The following is a 21145-nucleotide window of genomic DNA, read 5'->3' as shown; positions in this document are numbered from 1 at the left end:
CCGCCATGCCGGCGCGCGCCCCGCCAGCGGCCATCGCCGCGCCTTCGCCGGCGGCCGCGCCCTCTGCCGCGCCGGCGGCGACGGCGGCACCCTCACCGGCGGCCATGCCGCCCATGCCGGCGCGCGCTCCGCCCATACCGCCGGCGAGCATCCCGCCGCCTCCCTCGGCGGCGGTCGCCCAGGCGTAGACCGGAAGAATCACGCCATCGGTCAGCACGGTCGCCACCACGATTCCGGCGACCACGCCGGTTCCCACTGCCAGCAACCAGTAGCCGTCCAACCCGCTCGAGGGTGTCGCCGCCGGGGTTGCGGTCTGCGCGGATGCAGTGCCGGAGGCAATCGTCGTGCTCAGCATCGAGGCAATAAACAACGCCGCCACGCCCGTCCGAATGCTCTTCATGGCCCCCTCCTCGAAGGTCGACGTGGCCATAGCCCGAGGGCCACGCCATGATTCTGGAATGTATGGTCGCCTGTATTCTACCCGCTGTTGTGGAGTTTCGGCCAGAATCTTATTGCAGTTCATTGATCTCGGTCAGTTTTCGGGTTGCCGATAAATGCCCGCCGACGGGCCGGAGCGTACTGGAACGGGGTCCTGCGCTCTCGGCGCGTAGCGCCGGACGTCCCCGCGGTCAGGCGCCGCCGCCGGCTCCGTCGTCGGGGCCGGCGAGGGCACCGGCGCGGTCGGCCAGCCGGTCGAGCAATCGGTCGAGGAGACGGCACTCCTCGGCGGTGAAGCCGTCCAGCAGGATCGCCTCGCGCGACAGCGCCAACGGCACGACCTCCCGGTACACCGCGGCCCCCTTCGCGGTCATCGCGATGGTAGCGCGGCGCCGGTCGGCCGGGTCGGTGCGCCGGCTGACCAGCCGGGCCGACATGAGGCGCTGAATGGCCCGGCTGACCTGGACCTTGTCCATGGCCGTGCGGCCGCAGATCTCGGCCGAGGTCCTCGGCCCGGAATCGCCGAGGATCGCCAGCACCCGCCACTCCGGGATGGTGATCCCGAAGCGGTCGGCATAGAGCCGCGCGATCGACCGCGACACCGTGTTGGAGAGCACGCTGAGCCGGTACGGCAGGAAGCGGTCGAGCACCAGGACACCGGTCTCCGGGTCGGTACCCGAGCAGGTCTCCCGGTCGCCGTCGGGCTCCTCGGCAGTCGACGCGTCGAGGGGGCTTGCAGATGGTTTCAAATGAAACTAATGTCCAGTTTGGTTGCAGATGAAACTAACACGACATCGCCCGCTGCGCGAGACCGCGTCTCGGCGGGCGGTGTCGTCGTCGCGCAGGGAGCGTTTCGATGGCCCAGACCTCCTATCCGCCGGTGCCGCAGGGCACCGCCGAGAATCCGATGGCGACCGACGGTTTCGAGTTCGTGGAGTATACCGCGCCCGACGTCGCGGATCTGGACAAGCTGTTCACCACCATGGGGTTCCGGCCGGTCGCCCGGCACCGGTCGAAAAACGTGACCCTGTACCGCCAGGGCGACGTCAACTTCATCGTCAACGGCGAGCCGGACAGCTTCGCCCAGGCCTTCGCGAAGGTGCACGGGCCGTCCTGCTGCGCGATCGCGTTCCGGGTCAGGAACGCGGCCGCCGCCTACGAACGGGCGATCGCGCTGGGCGCCAGGCCGTTCCAGGGCAAGGTCGGGCCGATGGAACTGAACATCCCGGCGATCCATGGCATCGGCGACAGCCTGATCTACCTGGTCGACCGCTACGGCGACCGCACGATCTACGACGTCGACTTCGTGCCGATCCCGGGCGAGGAACAGCAGCCGCAGGGCGTGGGGCTGACCTACATCGACCACCTGACCCACAACGTGCACCGCGGGCGCATGGACGTGTGGGCGGAGTTTTACGAGAAGCTCTTCAATTTCAAGGAGATCCGGTACTTCGACATCGAGGGCAAGCTGACCGGGCTGAAGTCGCGGGCAATGACCAGCCCGTGCGGCAGGATCCGCATCCCGATCAACGAGTCGTCGGACGACAAGAGCCAGATCCAGGAATACCTCGACCAGTACAAGGGCGAGGGCATCCAGCACATCGCGCTCGGCAGCACCGACATCGTCGCTTCGGTCGACGGCCTGCGCGGCCTCGGCATGGGCTTCATGGACGCGCCGCCGGCCACCTACTACGAGATGCTGGACGAGCGGCTGCCGGGCCACGGCGAGAACGTCGCGGCGCTGAAGGAGCGCGGCATCCTGATGGACGGCGCGCCGACCGAGGACGGCGGCCGGCTGCTGCAGATCTTCACCAAGACGGTGATCGGCCCGATCTTCTTCGAGCTGATCCAGCGCAAGGGCGACGAGGGCTTCGGCGAGGGCAACTTCCGGGCGCTGTTCGAATCGATCGAGCGCGACCAGATCAAGCGCGGGGTGCTCAAGGGATGAGGGACTACATCCGCCTGTCCAAGGTCGAGGGCACGGCGTCGCGCCAGGCCCACACCGACCTGCCCGAGGGGACCTACGAGCGCGAGATGTCGAAGGAGGGCTTCTTCGGCCCGGCGGCGCATCTCTACCACAAGCGCCCGCCGACCGCCTGGATCGACTGGGAAGGCCCGTTGCGGCCGCGCGCCTTCGACCTCAACAGGCTGAACTACCGGCCGAGCTCCCCATGGGAGGCGGCGACGGTGCTGCACAACGCCCACGTCAAGATGCGGTACTGGCGGGCGTCCGGGAAGATGGAGCGGCTGGCCCGCAACGGCGACGGTGACGAACTGCTGTTCGTGCACGACGGCAGCGGCTCGCTGTTCTCGGACTTCGGCCGGCTGACGGTGCGGCCCGGCGACTACGTGATGCTGCCGCGCGGCACCATGTGGCGCACCGAGTTCGACGGCGACGCCGACGTGCTGATGATCGAGGCGACCAACGACAGCTATACCCTGCCGGACAAGGGGCTGGTCGGCCACCACGCGATCTTCGACCCGGCGATGCTCGACACCCCGGTCATGGACGAGGCGTTCCGGGCCCAGCAGACCCCGGACGGCCAGGAGGAGGTCTGGAAGGTCGACATCAAGCGACGCGACGCGATCTCGACCGTCACCTACCCGTTCAACCCGCTCGACGCGGTGGGCTGGAAGGGCGACATGATGCCGGTGAAGATCAACGTCGAGGATTTCCGGCCGCTGATGAGCCACCGCTATCACCTGCCGCCCTCGGCCCACACCACCTTCGTGGCGAAGCGGTTCGTGATCTGCACCTTCTGCCCGCGGCCGATGGAGATGGATCCGGCGGCCCTCAAGGTGCCGTTCTTCCACAACAACGACGACTACGACGAGGTGCTGTTCTACCATCGCGGCGACTTCTTCAGCCGCGACAACATCGACCGCGGGATGGTCACCTTCCATCCCTGCGGCTTCACCCACGGTCCGCACCCCAAGGCCCTGCAGGGGGCGTTCACGCCGCGCCGGGCCGAGACCGACGAGTACGCCGTGATGCTCGACACCCGCGACGCGCTGGAGATCGGCCCGCTGCCCGAGGGCGTGGAGAACCACGCCTACGTCAACTCCTGGATGCCGAAGCAGGACGCCGCCGAGTGAGGCAGGGCGAACCGGCCCGATAGACACCCGGAGTTCCGGTTTTCCGGTGCCGGTGCGGGTTTGGGGCTCGTTTGCCCGGCGGGGATGCGATAAGCACCGCTGACCACGGTGCCCGTTCCCGTCGCAGGAAAGTTCGGATCCATGCTTTGTATCGGCCTGAGCGTCGCCCACGATGCCGGCGTCGCGGTGGTGGAGGACGGCGCGGTACGGGGGCTGGTGCAGCGCGAGCGGGTCGAGCGTCACAAGCGCTGTGCGCTGATGACCGCGGATTTCCTCTCGGAGACCCTGGCTCGATTCGGGATCGCGTGGGCCGACGTCGACACGGTGGCGATCGCCACCACGCAGGCCTGGCCCTACCTGTTCGTCGACCCCGACCGCTTCCGGTTCGAGTACGACGAAACCGTCGCCGACAGCCTTCCGGTTGCCGGTCCGGTCCGCGCGGCGATGGCCCGGAGCTGCCGGATCACCACCGGGTGGGACCGTGCACGCCGGGCCGCCGGGCAGATCCAGCGCGGCAGCTACGGCGAATACATCAAGGACGACCTGGGAGCCCTCGACGTCGAGCGCGGCGTCCTGTGGTGCCGCGAGTGGCCCTATCACCCGAAGTGGTGGATGGAGCCGGGCGACGGCTCGGCCCTGCCGGACTGGTGCGGGCAGGTGCCGAAGGTTCGGGGGACCCGGTTCGGCTACATGCCGGTTCGGGTCACGCTGGACGGCGTGTCGAAGCCCGGGCTGCTGGTGCCGCATCACCTGGCGCACGCGGCCTATGCCTTCTACCAGTCCGATGCCGAGCGGGCGGCCGTCTACACGATCGACAACGGCGACACCGCGCATCGGGATACCGGCTATACCGGCGGTATCTACGCGCTCGGCGAAGGGACGCGCCTCGTGCCGATCGGCCCGACCTTCGCCATCCAGGGCCATCTGTATCAGCGGACCGCCGAGAACCTCGGCCTCGGGTCGGGCGCCGGCGCCGGAAAGCTGATGGGGTTGGCGCCCTACGGGCGGCAGCGGTTCGCCGACCGCTCGGGGATCGGCAACGCGTTCCGGGTGTTCGGCGAGGACTACGCCTTCGGCCGGAAGGCGGCGCGCGACGCGGTTCTGGCTCCCCTGCACGGCCGGGCGGCCAAGCTGTGCCGGCTGATGTACGACGACCCCTATGCCCTGATCGAAGGGGTCGACCCGGATGCGCTCGGCAGTTCCGCGCTGCGCCGGCTCTCGGTCGACCTCGCGGCCGGGGCGCAGTGGATCTTCGAGGAGAACGCCCTGCAGGATGCCCGCGACTTCGCGTCGGCGCTGTCGGCGGCCGGTCTGGCGGCGCCGGTGCTGTGTCTCGGCGGCGGCGGGGCGCTGAACTGCCCGGCCAACACGCTGATCCACGACCAGGGGCCGTTCCGCGAGGTGCTGGTGCCGCCGGCCTGCGACGATTCCGGGCTGCCGGTCGGGGCCGCCCAGGCGGTGGTGCACGACGTGTTCGGCATCGCCCGCGAGAGCCAAGGCCATGCCGGCTCGGCGTCGGCATACCGCGGCATGGCCTATACGCGCGCCGACCTGGACCGGGCGCTGGCCGCCCATGGCGAGGACCTGGTCGTGGAGGACCGTGTCGATGCCGCCGCCGATGCCGGCCGGGCGGTCGCCGCGGGCGCCATCGTCGGCTGGTTCGAGGGCCGCAGCGAGATCGGCCCGCGGGCGCTCGGCCACCGCTCGCTGCTGGCCGACCCGCGGCCGGCGGCGAACTGGCGGCGGGTCAACGAGCTGAAGCGCCGGGAGGCGTGGCGGCCGTTCGCGCCGGCGGTGCTGAAGGAGCGCGCCGGCGACTGGTTCCGGGGCGGGCCATCGAACTCGCCGCACATGCTGTTCACCGCCCAGGTGAAGGGCGACCGGCTGCCGGCGATCACCCATGTCGACGGCTCGGCGCGGGTGCAGACGGTGGCCGACGACGCCGGGGAGTTCCGCCGCGTGGTCGAGGCGTTCGACGCCGAGACCGGCGTGCCGGTGGTGCTGAACACCTCGTTCAACGGTCCCGGCGAGCCGATCGTCGAGACCCCCGAAGATGCGCTGCGCTTCCTGGCCACGACCGAGGTCGACGCGGTCTACGTCGACGGCGTCAAGGTCACCCGTCGCGGCGGCTGACGACACCGGCTGACCGGCGACGCGGCGGCCGCGGCGGTGTCGGGATACGCGATGCGGTCGGGACCGGGGCGCCCGGCCCGGTACGGGGCGGTCGCCGACGGGAACCGAGGGCGCCCGGGACCGACGCTCGGTTTTCCGTCGAACCGACGGGATGGCTGGGGTATTGAGGCAGCGGTCCGTGTGGTCGCGTTTCGAACTAGGTAGGTCCCCCCAGACATGCTTTGCCTCGGTCTTTCGGTTGCCCACGACGCCGGCGTCGCCGTGGTGGAGGACGGCCACCTCCGCGGGTTGATCCAGCGCGAGCGGGTGGCCCGCCACAAGCGCTGCGCCCTCGTCACCGCGGATTTCCTCAACGAGTCGCTGCAGCGGTTCGGGCTGGCGTGGAGCGACGTCGACGTGGTCGCGATCGCCACCTGCCAGTCCTGGCCCTATCTGTTCGTGGAGCAGGAGAGGTTCCGCTTCGACTACGATCTGAACGCGCTCGCACGGTTTCCGTTCAAGCCGGAGATCCGGCAATACGCGACGGCGGCGCTGAACCAGCCGCTGGCCCTCAAGCGATTGGCGGACGTGGTTCCCCGGATCCACGGCGGCGCCTATTCCGAGTACCTGGTCGACGACGTCGCCGGACTCGATCACGAGCGGGACGCGCTGTGGTGCTTCGAGTGGCCGTACTACTTGGACTGGTGGCACAAGCCGCACGACCAGCAGTCTCTCGGCAACTGGTGCGCGCGGATTCCGAAACTCAAGGAGATGCACCAGGGCTACATGCCGATCCGGGTGACGCTCGACGGCGTCTCCAAGCCGGGGCTGCTGGTGCCGCACCACCTGGCCCACGCCGCCTACGCGTTCTACCAGTCGGACGCGGACCGGGCGGCGGTCCACACCCTCGACAACGGCGACGTATTCCGTCACGACCTCGGCTATGTCGGCGGCATCTACGCCTATGGCGAGGGCAACCGGCTCGTCACGATCGGGCCCAACTACAACATTCACGGCCACCTGTACCAGCGCACCGCCGAACGGCTGAAGCTCGGCCACGGGTCGGGGGCGGGCAAGCTCATGGGGCTGGCGCCGTACGGCCGGGCGCGGTTCGCCGACCAGGCGATGGTCGGCAATGCCTACGAGGTGTTCGGGGAATCCTACGCCCACGGCACCAAGACCTCGCTGTACACGGTGCTCGAGCCGATGCACCGACGCATGCAAGAGCTCCTGCCCGGGCTCTACGACGATCCGGACGCCTGGATCGACGGCGTCGACCCGGATGCCCGCGGCAGCAACGACCTGCGGCGGGCAGGCGTCGACCTCGCGGCGTCCGCCCAGTGGATCTTCGAGCAGAGCAGCCTGCTGGCGGCCCGGAGCCTGTCGGTCGGCCTGGCGCGGGCCGGGTTCCCGGTCCCGACCCTGTGCCTCGGCGGCGGCGGGGCGCTGAACTGCCCGGCCAACACCCTGGTGCACGATCACGGAGCGTTCCGCGACGTGCTGATCGCGCCGGCCTGCGACGATTCCGGGCTGCCGGTCGGCGCCGCCCAGGCGGTGGTGCACGACGTGTTCGACGTCGCCCGCGAGAGCCAGGGCCATGGCGGCTCGGCGTCGGCGTACCGCGGACTGGCCTATACCCGCGCCGACCTGGACCGGGCGCTGGCCGCCCATGGCGAGGACCTCGTGGCGGAGGACCGTGTCGATGCCGCCGCCGACGCCGGCCGGGCGGTCGCCGCGGGCGCGATCGTCGGCTGGTTCGAGGGTCGCAGCGAGATCGGCCCGCGGGCGCTCGGCCACCGCTCGCTGCTGGCCGACCCGCGGCCGGCGGCGAACTGGCGGCGGGTCAACGAGCTGAAGCGCCGGGAGGTCTGGCGGCCGTTCGCGCCGGCGGTGCTGAAGGAGCGCGCCGGCGACTGGTTCCGGGGCGGGCCGTCGAACTCGCCGCACATGCTGTTCACGGCCCAGGTCCGGAACGACCGGCTGCCGGCGATCACCCATGTCGACGGCTCGGCGCGGGTGCAGACGGTGGCCGACGACACCGGCCAGTTCCGCCGCGTCGTCGAGGCGTTCGACGCCGAGACCGGCGTGCCGGTGGTGCTGAACACCTCGTTCAACGGCCCCGGCGAGCCGATCGTCGAGACCCCCGGGGACGCGCTGCGGTTCCTGGCCACGACCGAGGTCGACGCGGTCTACGTCGACGGGGTCAAGGTCACTCGCCGCGGCGGCTGATCCGGTGACCGGTCCGGCGGTTGCGGTGGCCGGCTGCCTCGCGTATTCCGTGAGTCGGTAGGGGCGGCCCGCGGCGTGGGGGCTCCAGGTCGGACAGGGGGGAATGATGCGGTCGATCCTGACAGCGCTCGTCGCGGTGGTGATTCCGCTGCTGGTGACGGCATGTTCGTCGAACACCTCGCCGGGGGCGATGACGGCGGTTCCGTACGGGCAAGCGAAGCCCAATCCGCGGCTGGCCGGGGCGATGTCTGTCGGTACTGTCGCGGGCGGTCAGGAGACCAACCCGCTGTGGACCTCGCAGGTCGACAACGAGTCGTTCCGGCAGGCCCTGACCAACAGCCTGCGGGCCTACGGCTACCTCGCGCCATCGGCCGACCGGGCGTCGTATTCGCTCGACGCCAACCTGATGTCGCTCGACCAGCCGTTCATCGGCTTCGACTTCGACGTGACCTCGACGGTCAACTACACGCTGCGAGGGCAGGGGACGGAGCGGTCGTACCCGGTCACCGCGGTCGGCACCGGCCGCATGTCGGACTCGGTGGCGGCGGTGATCCGCCTGAAGGTCGCGAACGAGCGCTCGATCAAGGCCAACATCGAGAAGCTGCTGAACGAGCTGCAGGGGTTCTGAGCATCGGTCGACCGGTGACGCGCCGGCGCGCCCCGTCTACCATCGCCGCGGACGAAGCACGGAGATGGCGATGACGGCGGCACAGGTCGAATCGATGCTGGACTCGGAGACGGTCGCGGCGTTCCGGCGCGACGGCGCGGTGGCGCTGCGCGGGGTGTTCTCCGCCGAGTGGATCGCCGAGCTGCGCGACGGCGTCGCCCGCAACATGGCGGAGCCCGGGATCTACGCCAAGGGCTACACGCCGGAGGGCAGGCCCGGGCACTTCTTCGGCGACTACTGCAACTGGCGCCGGATCCCGGAGTACGAGGACTTCCTGAAGAACTCGCCGGCCCCGGACCTCGCGGCCGAGCTGATGGGATCGCGCACAGTGGTGCTGTTCCACGAGCACGTGCTGGTCAAGGAGCCGGCGACCGAGGAGCGCACGCCCTGGCACCACGACCTGCCGTACTACTGCGTCGAGGGCCGGCAGACCGTCTCGCTGTGGGTGCCGCTCGACCCGGTGCCGCGCGCGACCTGCGTCGAGTTCGTCGCCGGCTCGCACGAATGGGGCAAGCGCTTCATGCCGACCAAGTTCAAGGGCCAGGCCTACGACCGGGCCGACGCCGAGCTGGAGCCGCTGCCGGACATCGACGCCCAGCGCGGCGAGTACGAGATCCTGGGCTGGGACCTGGAGCCGGGCGACGCCATCGCGTTCTCGTTCCTGACCGTGCACGGCGCCCCGGGCAACCTGCAGAGCGGTGCCCGCCGCCGCGCCTTCGCGGCCCGCTACTGCGGCGACGACGTGGTGTTCGTGAAGCGCCAGGGCGAGGTCTCGCCGCCGTTCCCGGACGTCCGGCTGGCGCACGGCGACAGGCTGCGCGGCGAGGACTTCCCGATGGTGCGCGGCTGAGGGCTTGCGCGGGGGGCAAGTCGGGCTAGGCTGGCGGCAAAGACGGCCGCCCGGCCGCGCGCATCCGAGGAAGCCCCCATGTCCCGCGTCCTGCACGGCTATTTCCGCTCGTCCGCCGCCTACCGCGTGCGGATCGCCCTCAACCTCAAGGGGCTCGCCTGCGAGCGGGTCTCGGTCCACCTGCGCAAGGGCGAGCAGCGCGCCGACGCCTTCCTGGCGCTGAACCCGCAGGGCATGGTGCCGGCCCTGGTCGACGGCGACGCCGTGCTGACCCAGTCGCCGGCGATCCTGGAATACCTGGACGAGGCGTATCCCGACACGCCTCGGTTGCTGCCGGACGGCGCGGTCGAGCGGGCCAGGGTGCGGGCGCTCGCCGCCGCCGTCGCCTGCGACATCCATCCGCTGAACAACCTGCGGGTCCTGCAGTACATCCAGGGCCCGCTCGGCTGCAGCCAGGAGGCGATGGTCGCCTGGTACAACCACTGGATCGCCGAGGGCTTCCGGGCGCTCGAGCGGATGCTGGCCGACGACCCGCGCACCGGCCGGTTCTGCCATGGCGACGCGCCGGGCCTCGCCGACGTCTGCCTGGTGCCGCAGGTGTTCAACAGCGCCCGCCACGCCCTCGACCTGACCCCGTACCCGACGATCCGGCGGATCGCCGAGGCCTGCGACGCGCTCGAGGCGTTCCAGGCGGCGCACCCGTCGCGCCAGCCCGACGCCGAGTGAGCCGCCCGCGATGACCCAGACCCCGTCGGAGGCGGACTCTGCCGACCGACGCCGCTCGCTGCGGCGCATCCTGCTGATCCTCGGCGTGTTCTTCGTGTTCGTGCAGATCAACCGCTCGGGCGGCGGCGTGCTCGCCAGTTATCTCGGCTCCGAGCGCGGCCTGTCGCCGACCGACATCGGCACGGTCATGGGCGCGATGTTCTTCGGCTCGGCCGCCGCCCAGCTGCCGACCGGCATCCTGTTCGACCGGATCGGGCCGACCCGGACCCTGATGGTGCTGGGGCTGATCGCGCTCGCCGGCATCCTGCTGTTCGCGCTGGCCAGCGACCCCTGGGTGCTGGTCGCAGGCCGGGTGGCGATCGGAGTCGGCCACGGCGGGGTGATCACCGCGGTCTACCTGATCGCCATGGGATGGGCGCCGCCGGACCGGGTCGGCCAGGCGACCGCCGGCCTGGTCGGGATCGCCGGCGGCATCGGCGGGGTGCTGGCGACCACGCCGCTGGCGCTGGCGCTCGAGCGTGTCGGGCTGCAGGGCAGCTTCCTGGTCCTGGCGGTAATGACCGCGCTGCTGATGCTGGTGATCCACCTGCTGGTGCGCGACGGCCCGGACAGCCGCGACGCCGACGATCAGGGCCCGAAGGAGACCCTGGCCCAGTCGGTCGCCGGGCTGGTCGAGGTCATGCGCATGCCGGAGCTGCGCCGCATCTTCATCATGGGGGTCTGCTTCACTGCGCCGTTCATGACGATCGGCGGGCTGTGGGCCGGCCCGTACTTCGCGCAGGTCCAGCATCTCAGCCACACCGAGGCCTCGGTCGCCCTGCTGCTGCTGGTGATCGCCCTGCACGTCGGGACTTACGGCTACGGCGTGCTCGACCGGATCGCCACGTCGCGGCGGCGGGTGGTGCTCACCGGCGTGGCGATCGAGGTGGTGTGCCTCGGCGTGCTGGCAGCGTGGCCGACAGCGCCGCTGCCGGTCGCCGGCGTGCTGCTGTTCGTGTTCAGCTGCGCCGCCCCGCTGTTCGTGATCCTGGCGGCCCACGCCCGCCGGTTCGTGCCGCAGCGCCGCGCCGGCCGGGCGATCACCTGCATCAGCCTGATGGGCCTGACCGGGGTGTTCGTGCTGCAGACCGGCACCGGCGCCGTGATCGACATGGTCGCGGCGACCGGCGGCGCGCCGGAGACCGGCTTCCGCCTGGTGTTCGCCACGGTGATCGCGGTCCTGGTCGTGACCGCCGGGATCTATGCCGGCCAGCCGGAAGGGCCGAAGGCGCCGGGCTGACCGCCCTCAGCCGCCGCCGGCGCGGACCCGGCGCACCAGCTCGGCCAGATGCTCCTTCGGCGCGGCACCCGGTATCACGGTGCGGCCGACCGTGAATGCCGGCGTGCCCTGGATCTGCAGCACTTCGGCGAGCTGGTAGTTGGCGTCGATGGTCGCCTGGATCGCCGGGTCGGCCATGTCCTTCCTGAGCTTGTCCAGGTCGAGCCCGGTCTCGGCCGCGGCCTGCCAGATCGCCGGCTCGCTCAAGCGGCCGCGCAGCCCCATCAGGGTGAAGTGGAACGGCTCGTACTTGCCCTGGCGGGCGGCGGCCAGCGCGGCGCGCGCCGCCACCGCGGATTCCGGGCCGAGGATCGGGAATTCCTTCATCACCCAGCGGATCTTGCCGTCGCTGCGCATCAGGTCGCGCATCGGCCCGGCCATCGACTTGCAGTAGCCGCACTGGTAGTCGAAGAACTCGACGACGGTGACGTCGCCGTCCGGGTTGCCGAGCACCGGGTCGTCCTTGCTGCGCTCCAGGACGTCGCGATGGGCCGCCAGGGCGGCCTGCACGGCGTTCTCCTTCTCGGCCTTCTGCTTGGCCTCGATGGCGGCGATCGCCTCCAGCACCAGCTCCGGATTGCGGGCGATGTAGTCGCGGACGATCGCCTCGACGGCCGCCTTCTGCTCGGGCGTGAACGGCTCCGCCGCGGGCGCCGCGGTGGCGGCGGTCAGGAAGGCTGCCAGCATGGCGGCGCCCAGCATCGGGGCGGCGGACGGAAGGCGGACGGATCGCATCGTTGGGTCTCTCCGGATGGGGACGGCGGTCAGCCGCTTCTCTTCTTCTCTTGCTCGCGCTTGGCGAGCTCCTCGAGGTCGAGCGCGCGCAGCGAGGCCGGCGAGCCCTGCGGCAGCTGCGCCTGGGCGCGCTTGGCCTGGCCTTCGGCCTCGCGCCACTTGTTCTCGCGGGCGAACTGCTCGGCCAGTGCCAGCGCACTGTCGCCGATCCGCCCGACGCGCCCGTAGGCGATCGCCATCTCGCGCCAGGCCGACGACCAGTCGTCCTCGGTCTGGATCGCCGATTCCATGTGCCTGACGGCGCGCTCGTCGGCCGCCGGATCGTTCAGCGCCAGCAGGCAGCGTGCCAGCAGGACCTCGATCTGCCCGCTCTTCGGGTCCAGCCGGTGGGCCGCCTCGTAGGCCGGCAGGGCCTCGGCCGGGCGGCCGCTCTCGAACAGGATCTGCGCCTCGAGCTCGTGGAAGTACGGGTCGTCCGGGTAGTCCCGGATCAGCGTCCGGATCTCGGTCAGGGCCTTGTCGAAGTCCGGGATCTCGTAATAGGCGATCGCCCGGGCGTAGCGCGCCGGCAGGTCGGTGTCGGTGTCCGGGTACTTGCGGAAGGTCTGCGCCGGGGTCTTCAGGAACGCGTACAGCTTGGCGACCATGCGGGCGTGCCGGCGGATCTGGTCCTCGGTCGCCGGCTTGTCCCGATACGGCGAGTCCGCCAGATGCGCGTCGACCGCCGAGATCCGATCCTGGGACAGCGGGTGGGTGTTCAGGTACGGGTCGCGGCGCGCGGCCGACAGCAGCTCCTGCCCCGACAGGGTCCGCAGGAACTCGTCGAGGCCCTTGGCCGACTGCCCGGTCTGGTCAAGGTAGGACAGGGCCGCATGGTCGGCCGACGACTCCTGGCCCCGGCTGTACTCGAGGAACGAGCGCTGCGCCACGTTGCCGCCGCCGAGCGCGACCGCGGCGCCGGCGCCGGCGTTGCCGGTGGCCACCGCTGCCGCCACCCCGAGGATCGTCGACACCAGCGCCAGCTTGGAGGCCGACTCGATGGCGTCGGCGGTGCGGGCCAGGTGGCCGCCGGCGATGTGGCCGGTTTCGTGGGCCATCACCCCGATCAGCTCCAGCGGGTCGCGGGTGCGCAGCAGCAGGCCGGTGTGGAGGAACAGGTTCTGACCGCCGGCCACGAACGCGTTCAGGGTGTCGTCCTTGACGATGTAGATGTCGATGGCATCGGGGTCGAGGCCGGCCGCGTGGAACAGTGGCGTCGCGAAATCCCGGATGGTAGCTTCGATCTCCGCATCGCGGATGAGGCTGCGGCCCTGGGCGAATGCCGCCGAGGAATTGGACAGGGCAAGCAATGCCGCCAGAGCGACGCACAAGATCCACCGACCGGTTCTGCGCATGTCCATAGTTGCCCGTCTCGTTGCCGGCGCACCTTACCGCCGGCCCGCACGCCCGGAAACCCGAGCCGTCGAAACTCGCAAAATCGTGCGAGATCGTGTCATCAGCATGGCGGTCGCGGCAATCGCGGTGCTCGCGCTCAGCGGTTGCGCGGGATCCGACACCAAGGAGGTGCCCGAGGGCTTCTTCGGCTCGGTGGCCGTCGAGGAGCCGCGGGCGGCGCTGCTGGCGCGCGACGTGCTGGTCAACGGCGGCAACGCCGCCGATGCCGCCGTGGTCGCCTACTTCGCGCTCGCCGCCACCCTGCCGTCGTCGGGCGGGCTGGGGGCGACCGGCTCGTGCCTGGTGTTCGAGCCGGCGAAGACCCCGCGGTTCGAGCGCCTGGCGTTCTACCCGACGCCGGCCTCGACCGACGGCCCGACGGTGGCGCTGCCGACCGGCCCGCGCGCCATGTTCGCGCTCAACGCCCGCTACGGACGCACCAAGTTCGAGGAACTGCTGATCGAGGCCGAGCGCCTGGCGCGCTTCGGCGAGCCGGTGAGCCGGGCGTTCGCGCTCGACCTGGCGGCCGACGGCCGGGCGGTGGCGGGGGATCCCCGGGTGGCCGGGGCGTTCCTGCCGGGGGGGCGTCCGCTCAACCAGCAGGACATGCTGATCCAGCTCGACCTGTCGGCCACCCTCGGCCGCCTGCGCGGCGACGGGGTCGGGGCGCTGTACGCCGGGCCGATGGCACGGGATTTCGTCGAGGCGGCGTCGCGGGCCGGCTTCAAGATCGATCCGGCGCGGTTGCGCGACGCCCTGCCGGACTGGTCGACGGTCCAGGGACTCGAGCACGACAATCACCTGTGGGCCGTGGCCGGTCAGGACCTGGGCGACTCCGCGCTGGCGGAGGTGACGCTGGCCCTGGTGTTCGAGGCGGCCGACTGGACCGACGGCGACGCCACCGAGCGCCGTCACCTGTTGGCCGAGGCGATGGCCCGGGCGAACGGCGTCGTCGCCTCCGGGGCGAGGACCGTCAGCGATGACGCGGCCCAGGACGCCATGGCCGGCTACGACCCGAGGCGTCGCGGCCTGCTGGCGTCGCGTGCCAGGCTCGCCGACACGCTGGGCGAGCAGGGCAGGCAGAGCTCGGGCGCCACCGGCTTCTACATGGTCGATCGCGCCGGTCTGGCGGTCGGCTGCGCGATCGGGCTCGGTGCACCGTTCGGAACCGGCCGGACCGCACCCGGCTTCGGGTTCCTGCTCGGCCGGTCCGAGGTCGCCGGCGGCGACGGCCCGGGGGCCTCGGCGCTGGTGGTCGGCAACACCCGCACCGGCCAGCTGCACCTGGCGATGGCGTCGTCCGGGGGACGGCCGGCACTGTCGGCGCTGCTCGGGAGCGCGCTCGACCACTGGGAGCTCCGGGAGCACATGGATGTCGTCGTAGCGGCGCCGCGCACCCACTACGCCGGCGGCGGCGACGTCATGGCCGCCGAGCCTACCCTGCCGGCCGACCAGCGTCGCGGCCTGGAAAGCGTCGGCTACCGGCTCGCCGAGCAGCCGGAACTGGGCCGGGTCAGCGGCTTCCGCTGCGTGGAGGGCATTCCGCGGCGCGAGTTGCGGTGCGAAGCGGCCGTCGATCCGCGGTCGCGCGGACTCGGATTCTTCGAACGCGGGAAGTGACGGCATGACCCAAGGCCCCCGGAAGCTGCGCCCGTCGACCCGCGGGCAGGTCGCCCCGTTCATCGTCATGGACGTGATGTCGGCCGCCGCCGCCCGCGAGGCGGCCGGCGGCGACGTGCTGCACCTGGAGGTCGGCCAGCCGTCGACGCCGGCGCCCCGGGGCGTGCTCGACGCCGCCCGCCGGGCGCTCGACACCGACCGGATCGGCTACACCGTGGCGCTCGGCATCCCGAGCCTGCGCGAGCGGATCGCCCGCCACTACCGGGACCGCTACGGGGTGTCGGTGCCGGCCGAGCGCATCGCCGTCACCACCGGCTCCTCGGCCGGGTTCCAGCTCGCCTTCCTGGCGGCCTTCGAGGCCGGGTCGCGGGTGGCGCTGGCGTCGCCCGGCTACCCGGCCTACCGCAACATCCTGCAGGCCCTGAACATCGAGGTGGTGGATCTGCCGACCGAGCGGGCCGACCGCTACCAGCCGACGGTCGAGCGGCTGGTAGCGGCCCATTCGGGGGATGCCGGGCCGATCGACGGGGTGATCGTGGCCAGCCCGTCGAACCCGACCGGCACCATGCTGGACGGCCCGGCGATGCAGCGGCTGGCCGGCTGGTGCCGGGCCAACGGTGTCCGCCTGATCTCCGACGAGATCTACCACGGCATCGAGTACGGGACGCGCGCGGTGACGGCGCTCGAGGCCGACCCGGATGCGCTGGTGATCAACAGCTTCTCGAAATACTTCTCGATGACCGGCTGGCGGATCGGCTGGATGGTGGTGCCGGCGGACCTGCTGCGCTCGGTCGAGTGCCTGGCGCAGAACTTCTTCATTTCGGCCCCGACCCTGTCGCAGATCGCGGCGGAGGCGGCGTTCGAGTGCGAGGACGAGCTGCAGGCCAACCTGGCGCGCTACGCGGCCAACCGCGAGGTCCTGCTGAACGAGCTGCCGAAGGCCGGGCTCGACGACCTGGCGCCGGCCGACGGCGCCTTCTACGTCTACGCCAACGTGGCGGCCCACACCAACGACAGCGTGGAGTTCTGCCGGCGGATGCTGGCCGAGACCGGAATCGCCTGCACGCCGGGGGTCGATTTCGATCCGTCGCGCGGCCACGCCACCGTCCGGTTCTCGTTCGCCGGGGCGACCGACACCATGGCGGAGGCCTGCCGTCGGCTCGGCGACTGGCTGCGCTGACCGGATTCGGATCGCGGCCGGAACGGTGCAACCGGAAACGCAGTAGCGTCGTCGGGTATCCTCGGGGCACGAAAAACCCCGGTCGGCGGCCGCCGACCGGGGTTCGCGTCTGCCTGCGCGGTGCCGCCGGTCAGCGGCGCCACCAGCCCTTCTTCGGCTTCTCCACCGGCGCGTCGATGGTCTTGACCGCGACCGGCGACGGGACCGGCTCGGCCGCGGGAGCCTCGGCGGCGGTCGCGTCCGCCTCCGGTGCCACGGTCTCGTCCTGGCCGGCCTCGCCGGTGATCGGCTGGTCTTCCGCCCGCGGCGCCTCAGCCGCTGCAACCTCCTCGTCCGGGACTTCCGCTGCCGGGACCTCCGCTGCCGGGACCTCCGCTGCCGGGACCTCCGCTGCCGGGACCTCCGCTGCCGGGGCCTCCGCTGCCGGGGTCTCCTCCGGCGGGACCTCGACGGTTTCGGCCTTCTTGCGGCGGCGCGGGGCCCGCTTCGGCTTGGCCGGCTTCTCCGCCGGTTCGGCCGGGGCCTCGGTCACCGTCTCCGGAACCGGCGCCTCGGCGGCGGCCGCCGGAACTGCGGTCTCGGGCTCGGCAGGCGCCTCGGCCTCGACCGGTTCCGGCTTGGCAGGGGCGGTCTCCTCGACAACGCCCGGCGCTTCGATCGCCGGCTCCTCGACGACGGCGACGGGGGTGGTCTCGGCGGCAGTGTCCGCGACCGGCTCTTCGGTCGCTTCCGCGCCCTCGTCGCTGGTCGTTCCCTCGTCGGCGGTCGCTTCCTCGCCGCCGGCGTCCGTCGTCGCCTCGTCGTCGCGCCGGCGCGACCGGCGTCGCCCGCCGCGCCGCCCGCGGCGCCGCCGCTTGCGGGCGCTCTCGTCGTCCTCGAACTCCGCCGCCTGCTCCTCGCGGTCAGGACGCTCGTCGCCTTCGGCCTCGGCCTCGCCCTCGAGCTCCTCCGATGCGGTCTCGGCCGCGCGCTCCTCGGCTGTTCCCTCGCCGCCGCGGCGCCGGCCGCCGCGACGCCGACGCCGGGAACGACGTCCGCCACGCTCGTCGTCGGAGCCGCGCTCGCCGCGCCGGCCGCCCGACGGCCGCTCCTCCTCCTCGTCCTCCGGTTCCTCGACGAGATCCTCGTCCTCCTCGACGACCGGGGCCGGCAGGCTGGAGGCGGCGGTCTGGAAGGCTGCCCGTTCCTCGGCGGTCTTCGGCCGCCGGCGCTCCATCCGGTGGTCCGGCGGGGTCAGCGACTCGTCCTGCTCGAGCAGCACGCTGAAGCCGTAGCGCTGCTCGATCTCGGCCAGCCGCTCGCGCTTGTGGTTGAGGATGTACAGCGCGACGCTGGCGGGGACGTAGACCACCAGCTCGGCCGCCCGGTTGCGCAGGCCCTCCTCCTCGATGACCCGCAGGACGTGCAGGGCGGAGGACTCGGTCGAGCGCACGTGGCCGGTGCCCTTGCAGTGCGGGCAGACCTGGGTGCTGGCCTCGAACAGCGACGGGCGCAGGCGCTGGCGCGACAGTTCCATCAGGCCGAAATGGCTGATACGGCCGATCTGGATGCGCGCCCGGTCGGACTTCATCGCCTCCTTCATGCGGCGTTCGACCGCATGCTGGTTGCGCGATTCCTCCATGTCGATGAAGTCGATCACCACCAGCCCGGCGAGGTCGCGCAGCCGAAGCTGGCGGGCGATCTCGTCGGCCGCCTCCAGGTTGGTCTTGAGGGCGGTCTCCTCGATGTTGCGCTCGCTGGTGGCGCGGCCCGAGTTGACGTCGATCGCGACCAGCGCCTCGGTCTGGTTCAGCACGATGTAGCCGCCGGACTTCAGCTCGACCACCGGGCTGTGGATGGCGTCGAGCTGGCTCTCCACCTGGAAGCGGTGCAGCAGCGGGGTGTGCGGGTCGCGGTACGGCTGGACGCGCTTGGCGTGGCTCGGCACCAGCGCCTTCATGAAGTCCTTGGCGATCCGGTAGCCGTCCTCGCCCTCGACCTGCACCTCGTCGATGTCGCGGGCATACAGGTCGCGGATCGACCGCTTGATGAGGTTGGCTTCCTCGTAAATCAGGCAAGGCGCGGTCGACTGCAGCGTGGTCTCGCGGATGTCGTCCCACAGCCGCAGCAGGTACTCGTAGTCGCGCTTGATCTCGGTCTTGGTGCGCTCGCTGCCGGCGGTCCGCACGATCACCGCCATGCCGTCCGGCACGTCCAGGCCCTCGACGATCTGCTTCAGGCGCTTGCGGTCGCCGGCGTGGGTGATCTTGCGGCTGACGCCACCGCCGCGCGCGGTGTTCGGCATCAGCACGCAGTAGCGGCCGGCCAGCGACAGGTAGGTGGTGAGCGCCGCACCCTTGTTGCCGCGCTCCTCCTTGACGACCTGCACCAGCATGATCTGCCGGCGGGCCACCACTTCCTGGATCTTGTAGCGCCGGTTGACCGACGACTTGCGCTTGCGCCGGACCTCCTCCACCGGGTCGCCGCCGACCGTCTCGGGGCGGGCCTGGGGTTCGCCGGCGGCCTCGTCCGACTCGGCGTCCTCGCCCGAGGGCTCGTCCGGGACCTCCGGCTCGTCGGCGTCCTCGTCCAGCTCCTCGGACGCACGGGCCTTCTCCTCGCGGAGCAGCGCCTCGCGGTCCTCGATCGGGATCCGGTAGTAGTCGGGATGAATTTCCGAGAACGCCAGGAAGCCGTGCCGGTTCCCGCCGTACTCGACGAACGCGGCCTGCAGGGACGGCTCCACCCGGGTGACCCGGGCGAGGTAGATGTTACCCTTGAGCTGCTTCTTGGTGGCGGTTTCGAAGTCGAAGTCTTCGAGGCGGTTCCCGTCGACCACCACGACCCGGGTCTCTTCCGGGTGGGTGGCATCGATGAGCATGCGCTTGGTCATCGAGGCAAATCTCCGTGGCGCGCCGCCGCCCGGGGCCGATCGGCCGGGAGCGGAGGAACGCGGCGGCGCGTGAACGCGCGGCCGCGGGCGCGGTGCATAGGGTTGAAGGCAGTCCGGCCATGAGCCGGGTCCGGACCGGAGAGCGCACACCGCTCCGCGCGCCGAGATCGGTATCGATCAGGCTCGTCGGCGTCGGCGCGGGCGACGGGGTTGAGGTCGTCGCCGTCCCGGTCGGAAGTGCAGGTGTCACTCGGTTTGGCCCTGCGCCGGTGGAGCGGCGACGCCGTCCAGCCGGAGTTCGAAAAGATCTGTCGCTCGTCCCGTGGGTCTGGCGACCGCCGAGCCGACCGGTCGGGTCAACCCAGGTCGCGCAGTCTTCCGGAACGATTGCAACATACTGTCCAGTCCGCACCCGAACAACGGTTTCTTTCGCGACCGCGGCAAGCGGCTGCTGCATGGCTGCCGGTCCCGTCGACCGGGCATGGTTGAAGTGTAACCCAAAGGAGCGGCTGTAATCCAATGAAACTCAACTCTTTTCGTTGCATCACATGTCGACCGTCGGCTAAACTGCGGCGAGTTTCTGTCGGAGGAGCGGACGGGTGGCGGCAGTCGGCCGGTTTCTCGCGGTGTTCGCAGTCGCGGTAGCGATCGCGGCCGGGACGCTCGCAGTCGGGGCGCACGGCTCGGCGGCGCGGGCCGAGCCCGGCGTGACCGATCTGCGGGTCGGCGTGCACCCGGACAAGATCCGGTTCGTGCTCGATCTGTCCGAACGGCTCGACTACTTCATCTTCCAGCTGCCGGATCCGTACCGGATCGTCGTCGATCTCCCGCAGGTCGACTTCGCGCTGCCGGATGGCGGCCATTCGCGGCGGGTCGGTGCGATTACCGGTTGGCGCTACGGGCTGTTCGAGCCGGGCACCTCGCGGGTGGTGATCGACGCGGCGGCGCCGCTGGCGGTCAAGTCGTCGTTCATACTGCCGCCGTCTGGCCGCAACCGGCATCGTCTGGTCGTCGATCTGGTGCCGACCGATCGCGAGGCCTTCCTGACGGCGTCGAACGAGTCGGTCGCCAAGCGGGTGGCCCTGCGCGCCCCCTCGATCGAGGCGCCGGCGCAGGGACCGGCTTCCGCACGGTCCGCGGATCCGCGCAAGGTCATCGTCATCGACCCCGGGCACGGCGGCGTCGACCCGGGGGCCCTCGGACGCGGCGACTACGAGAAGAACATCGTGCTGGCGACCGCCAGGACCCTGGCGCGCCGGCTCGAGGAGACCGGCCGCTACAAGGTCGTGATGACCCGCGACCGCGACGTGTTCATCCGGCTGCGCGACCGGATCGCCATCGCCCGGCGCGCCGGCGCCGACCTGTTCATGTCGCTGCACGCCGACTCGATCGACGACAAGTCGCTGCGCGGGTTGTCGGTGTATACCCTGTCGGAGACCGCGTCCGACGATGAGGCGGCGGCGCTGGCCGCCAGCGAGAACAAGGTCGACATCATCGCCGGCATCGACCTGTCGGACCAGGCGCCGGAGGTCACCGACATCCTGATCGACCTGGCGCAGCGCCGGACCAAGAACCTGTCGGCCCGGCTGGCGGCCTACGTGGTCGAGGAGATGGGGCACGTCACGCCGCTGCTGCGGCGGCCGCACCGGTTCGCCGGGTTCGCGGTGCTGAAGGCCCCGGACGTGCCGGCGGTGCTGGTCGAGCTCGGCTTCCTGTCCAATCCTATCGACTACAAGAACCTGAGCAGCGCCGCCTATCGCGACCGGATCGCCGAGGGCCTGGCGCGCTCGATCGACGACTACTTCCAGGGCATCCAGGCAGCGTTCCGCTGAACGCGGTGCCCGAGCGCCCCGGCCCCGATCACCACA

General features: G+C 71.2%; 16 protein-coding genes. 11 read left to right on the top strand and 5 right to left on the bottom strand.

The window, feature by feature from the left end; genetic code table 11:
• Both IE246_RS15010 and IE246_RS15005 read right to left on the bottom strand, forming a co-directional pair.
• A partial coding sequence (locus IE246_RS15010; protein ID WP_189990987.1) for a hypothetical protein occupies positions 1 to 400 on the bottom strand: 400 nt, incomplete at its 3' end.
• A 229-nt stretch (positions 401 to 629) separates the two neighbouring features.
• Complete coding sequence (locus IE246_RS15005) at positions 630 to 1187, bottom strand: MarR family winged helix-turn-helix transcriptional regulator (protein ID WP_229837169.1); 558 nt, start codon at positions 1185 to 1187, stop codon at positions 630 to 632.
• A gap of 107 nt (positions 1188 to 1294) precedes the next feature.
• Between IE246_RS15005 and hppD the strand changes: the two genes are divergently transcribed.
• The 8 genes from hppD to IE246_RS14965 all read left to right on the top strand — a co-directional run bounded on the left by hppD (position 1295) and on the right by IE246_RS14965 (position 11397).
• Entirely contained in the window at positions 1295 to 2386 is a 1092-nt protein-coding gene (gene hppD / locus IE246_RS15000; RefSeq protein ID WP_189990985.1) for a 4-hydroxyphenylpyruvate dioxygenase, read from the top strand.
• On the top strand, positions 2383 to 3534 hold the full coding sequence (locus IE246_RS14995) for a homogentisate 1,2-dioxygenase (protein ID WP_189990983.1): 1152 nt from the start codon (positions 2383 to 2385) through the stop codon (positions 3532 to 3534). Before hppD ends, IE246_RS14995 begins: the two co-directional genes overlap by 4 nt.
• A 141-nt stretch (positions 3535 to 3675) precedes the next feature.
• Positions 3676 to 5667 carry a carbamoyltransferase C-terminal domain-containing protein gene (locus IE246_RS14990; RefSeq protein ID WP_189990981.1) on the top strand — a complete coding sequence of 664 codons (1992 nt, stop codon included), beginning with the start codon at positions 3676 to 3678 and terminating at the stop codon, positions 5665 to 5667.
• A 216-nt stretch (positions 5668 to 5883) separates the two neighbouring features.
• Complete coding sequence (locus IE246_RS14985) at positions 5884 to 7875, top strand: carbamoyltransferase C-terminal domain-containing protein (protein WP_189990980.1); 1992 nt, start codon at positions 5884 to 5886, stop codon at positions 7873 to 7875.
• A gap of 103 nt (positions 7876 to 7978) precedes the next feature.
• The gene (locus IE246_RS14980; protein WP_189990978.1) at positions 7979 to 8503 is read left to right on the top strand and encodes a hypothetical protein; all 525 of its coding nucleotides are present in this window, start codon (positions 7979 to 7981) and stop codon (positions 8501 to 8503) included.
• 70 nt (positions 8504 to 8573) lie between these two features.
• Entirely contained in the window at positions 8574 to 9392 is an 819-nt protein-coding gene (locus IE246_RS14975; protein ID WP_229837168.1) for a phytanoyl-CoA dioxygenase family protein, read from the top strand.
• 78 nt (positions 9393 to 9470) lie between these two features.
• Positions 9471 to 10118 (top strand): maleylacetoacetate isomerase, encoded by a 648-nt coding sequence (gene maiA / locus IE246_RS14970; protein WP_189990976.1) that lies wholly within the window; start codon positions 9471 to 9473, stop codon positions 10116 to 10118.
• 10 nt (positions 10119 to 10128) lie between these two features.
• Positions 10129 to 11397 carry an MFS transporter gene (locus IE246_RS14965; protein WP_189990974.1) on the top strand — a complete coding sequence of 423 codons (1269 nt, stop codon included), beginning with the start codon at positions 10129 to 10131 and terminating at the stop codon, positions 11395 to 11397.
• Positions 11398 to 11403: 6 nt separating this feature from the next.
• Here the strand turns inward: IE246_RS14965 and IE246_RS14960 are convergent, their stop codons facing one another.
• Both IE246_RS14960 and IE246_RS14955 read right to left on the bottom strand, forming a co-directional pair.
• The gene (locus IE246_RS14960; protein WP_229837154.1) at positions 11404 to 12171 is read right to left on the bottom strand and encodes a DsbA family protein; all 768 of its coding nucleotides are present in this window, start codon (positions 12169 to 12171) and stop codon (positions 11404 to 11406) included.
• A gap of 29 nt (positions 12172 to 12200) precedes the next feature.
• On the bottom strand, positions 12201 to 13541 hold the full coding sequence (locus tag IE246_RS14955) for a M48 family metalloprotease (protein ID WP_229837152.1): 1341 nt from the start codon (positions 13539 to 13541) through the stop codon (positions 12201 to 12203).
• Positions 13542 to 13671: 130 nt separating this feature from the next.
• On the opposite strand from IE246_RS14955, the gene IE246_RS14950 reads away from it, so the two are divergent.
• Entirely contained in the window at positions 13672 to 15225 is a 1554-nt protein-coding gene (locus tag IE246_RS14950) for a gamma-glutamyltransferase (protein WP_189990971.1), read from the top strand.
• Between the two features lie 4 nt (positions 15226 to 15229).
• A complete protein-coding gene (locus IE246_RS14945) occupies positions 15230 to 16405 on the top strand; it encodes a pyridoxal phosphate-dependent aminotransferase (protein WP_189990969.1) in 1176 nt (391 codons plus the stop codon).
• Between the two features lie 130 nt (positions 16406 to 16535).
• Here IE246_RS14945 and IE246_RS14940 read toward each other — a convergent pair whose 3' ends face one another.
• Positions 16536 to 19277, bottom strand: coding sequence for a ribonuclease E/G (locus IE246_RS14940; protein ID WP_189990967.1), 2742 nt, complete (start codon positions 19275 to 19277; stop codon positions 16536 to 16538).
• 599 nt (positions 19278 to 19876) lie between these two features.
• Here IE246_RS14940 and IE246_RS14935 point away from each other — a divergent pair.
• Positions 19877 to 21109 (top strand): N-acetylmuramoyl-L-alanine amidase, encoded by a 1233-nt coding sequence (locus IE246_RS14935; RefSeq protein WP_189990965.1) that lies wholly within the window; start codon positions 19877 to 19879, stop codon positions 21107 to 21109.
• Positions 21110 to 21145 lie beyond the last annotated feature (36 nt).

The sequence above is a fragment of the Thalassobaculum fulvum genome (assembly GCF_014652915.1).
In the GTDB taxonomy this organism is placed as follows: Bacteria; Pseudomonadota; Alphaproteobacteria; order Thalassobaculales; family Thalassobaculaceae; genus Thalassobaculum_A; species Thalassobaculum_A fulvum.
Note: the sequence above shows the minus strand (reverse complement) of the source record. Positions and strands in the feature narration are given on the sequence as shown.

Coding starts and splice junctions, on each gene's coding strand:
- IE246_RS14975 (WP_229837168.1), top strand. CDS start 8,574: ATGACGGCGGCACAGGTCGAATCGATGCTGGACTCGGAGACGGTCGCG.
- IE246_RS14980 (WP_189990978.1), top strand. CDS start 7,979: ATGATGCGGTCGATCCTGACAGCGCTCGTCGCGGTGGTGATTCCGCTG.
- maiA (WP_189990976.1), top strand. CDS start 9,471: ATGTCCCGCGTCCTGCACGGCTATTTCCGCTCGTCCGCCGCCTACCGC.
- hppD (WP_189990985.1), top strand. CDS start 1,295: ATGGCCCAGACCTCCTATCCGCCGGTGCCGCAGGGCACCGCCGAGAAT.
- IE246_RS14995 (WP_189990983.1), top strand. CDS start 2,383: ATGAGGGACTACATCCGCCTGTCCAAGGTCGAGGGCACGGCGTCGCGC.
- IE246_RS14940 (WP_189990967.1), bottom strand. CDS start 19,277: ATGACCAAGCGCATGCTCATCGATGCCACCCACCCGGAAGAGACCCGG.
- IE246_RS14985 (WP_189990980.1), top strand. CDS start 5,884: ATGCTTTGCCTCGGTCTTTCGGTTGCCCACGACGCCGGCGTCGCCGTG.
- IE246_RS14945 (WP_189990969.1), top strand. CDS start 15,230: ATGACCCAAGGCCCCCGGAAGCTGCGCCCGTCGACCCGCGGGCAGGTC.
- IE246_RS14950 (WP_189990971.1), top strand. CDS start 13,672: ATGGCGGTCGCGGCAATCGCGGTGCTCGCGCTCAGCGGTTGCGCGGGA.
- IE246_RS14960 (WP_229837154.1), bottom strand. CDS start 12,171: ATGCGATCCGTCCGCCTTCCGTCCGCCGCCCCGATGCTGGGCGCCGCC.
- IE246_RS14990 (WP_189990981.1), top strand. CDS start 3,676: ATGCTTTGTATCGGCCTGAGCGTCGCCCACGATGCCGGCGTCGCGGTG.
- IE246_RS14965 (WP_189990974.1), top strand. CDS start 10,129: ATGACCCAGACCCCGTCGGAGGCGGACTCTGCCGACCGACGCCGCTCG.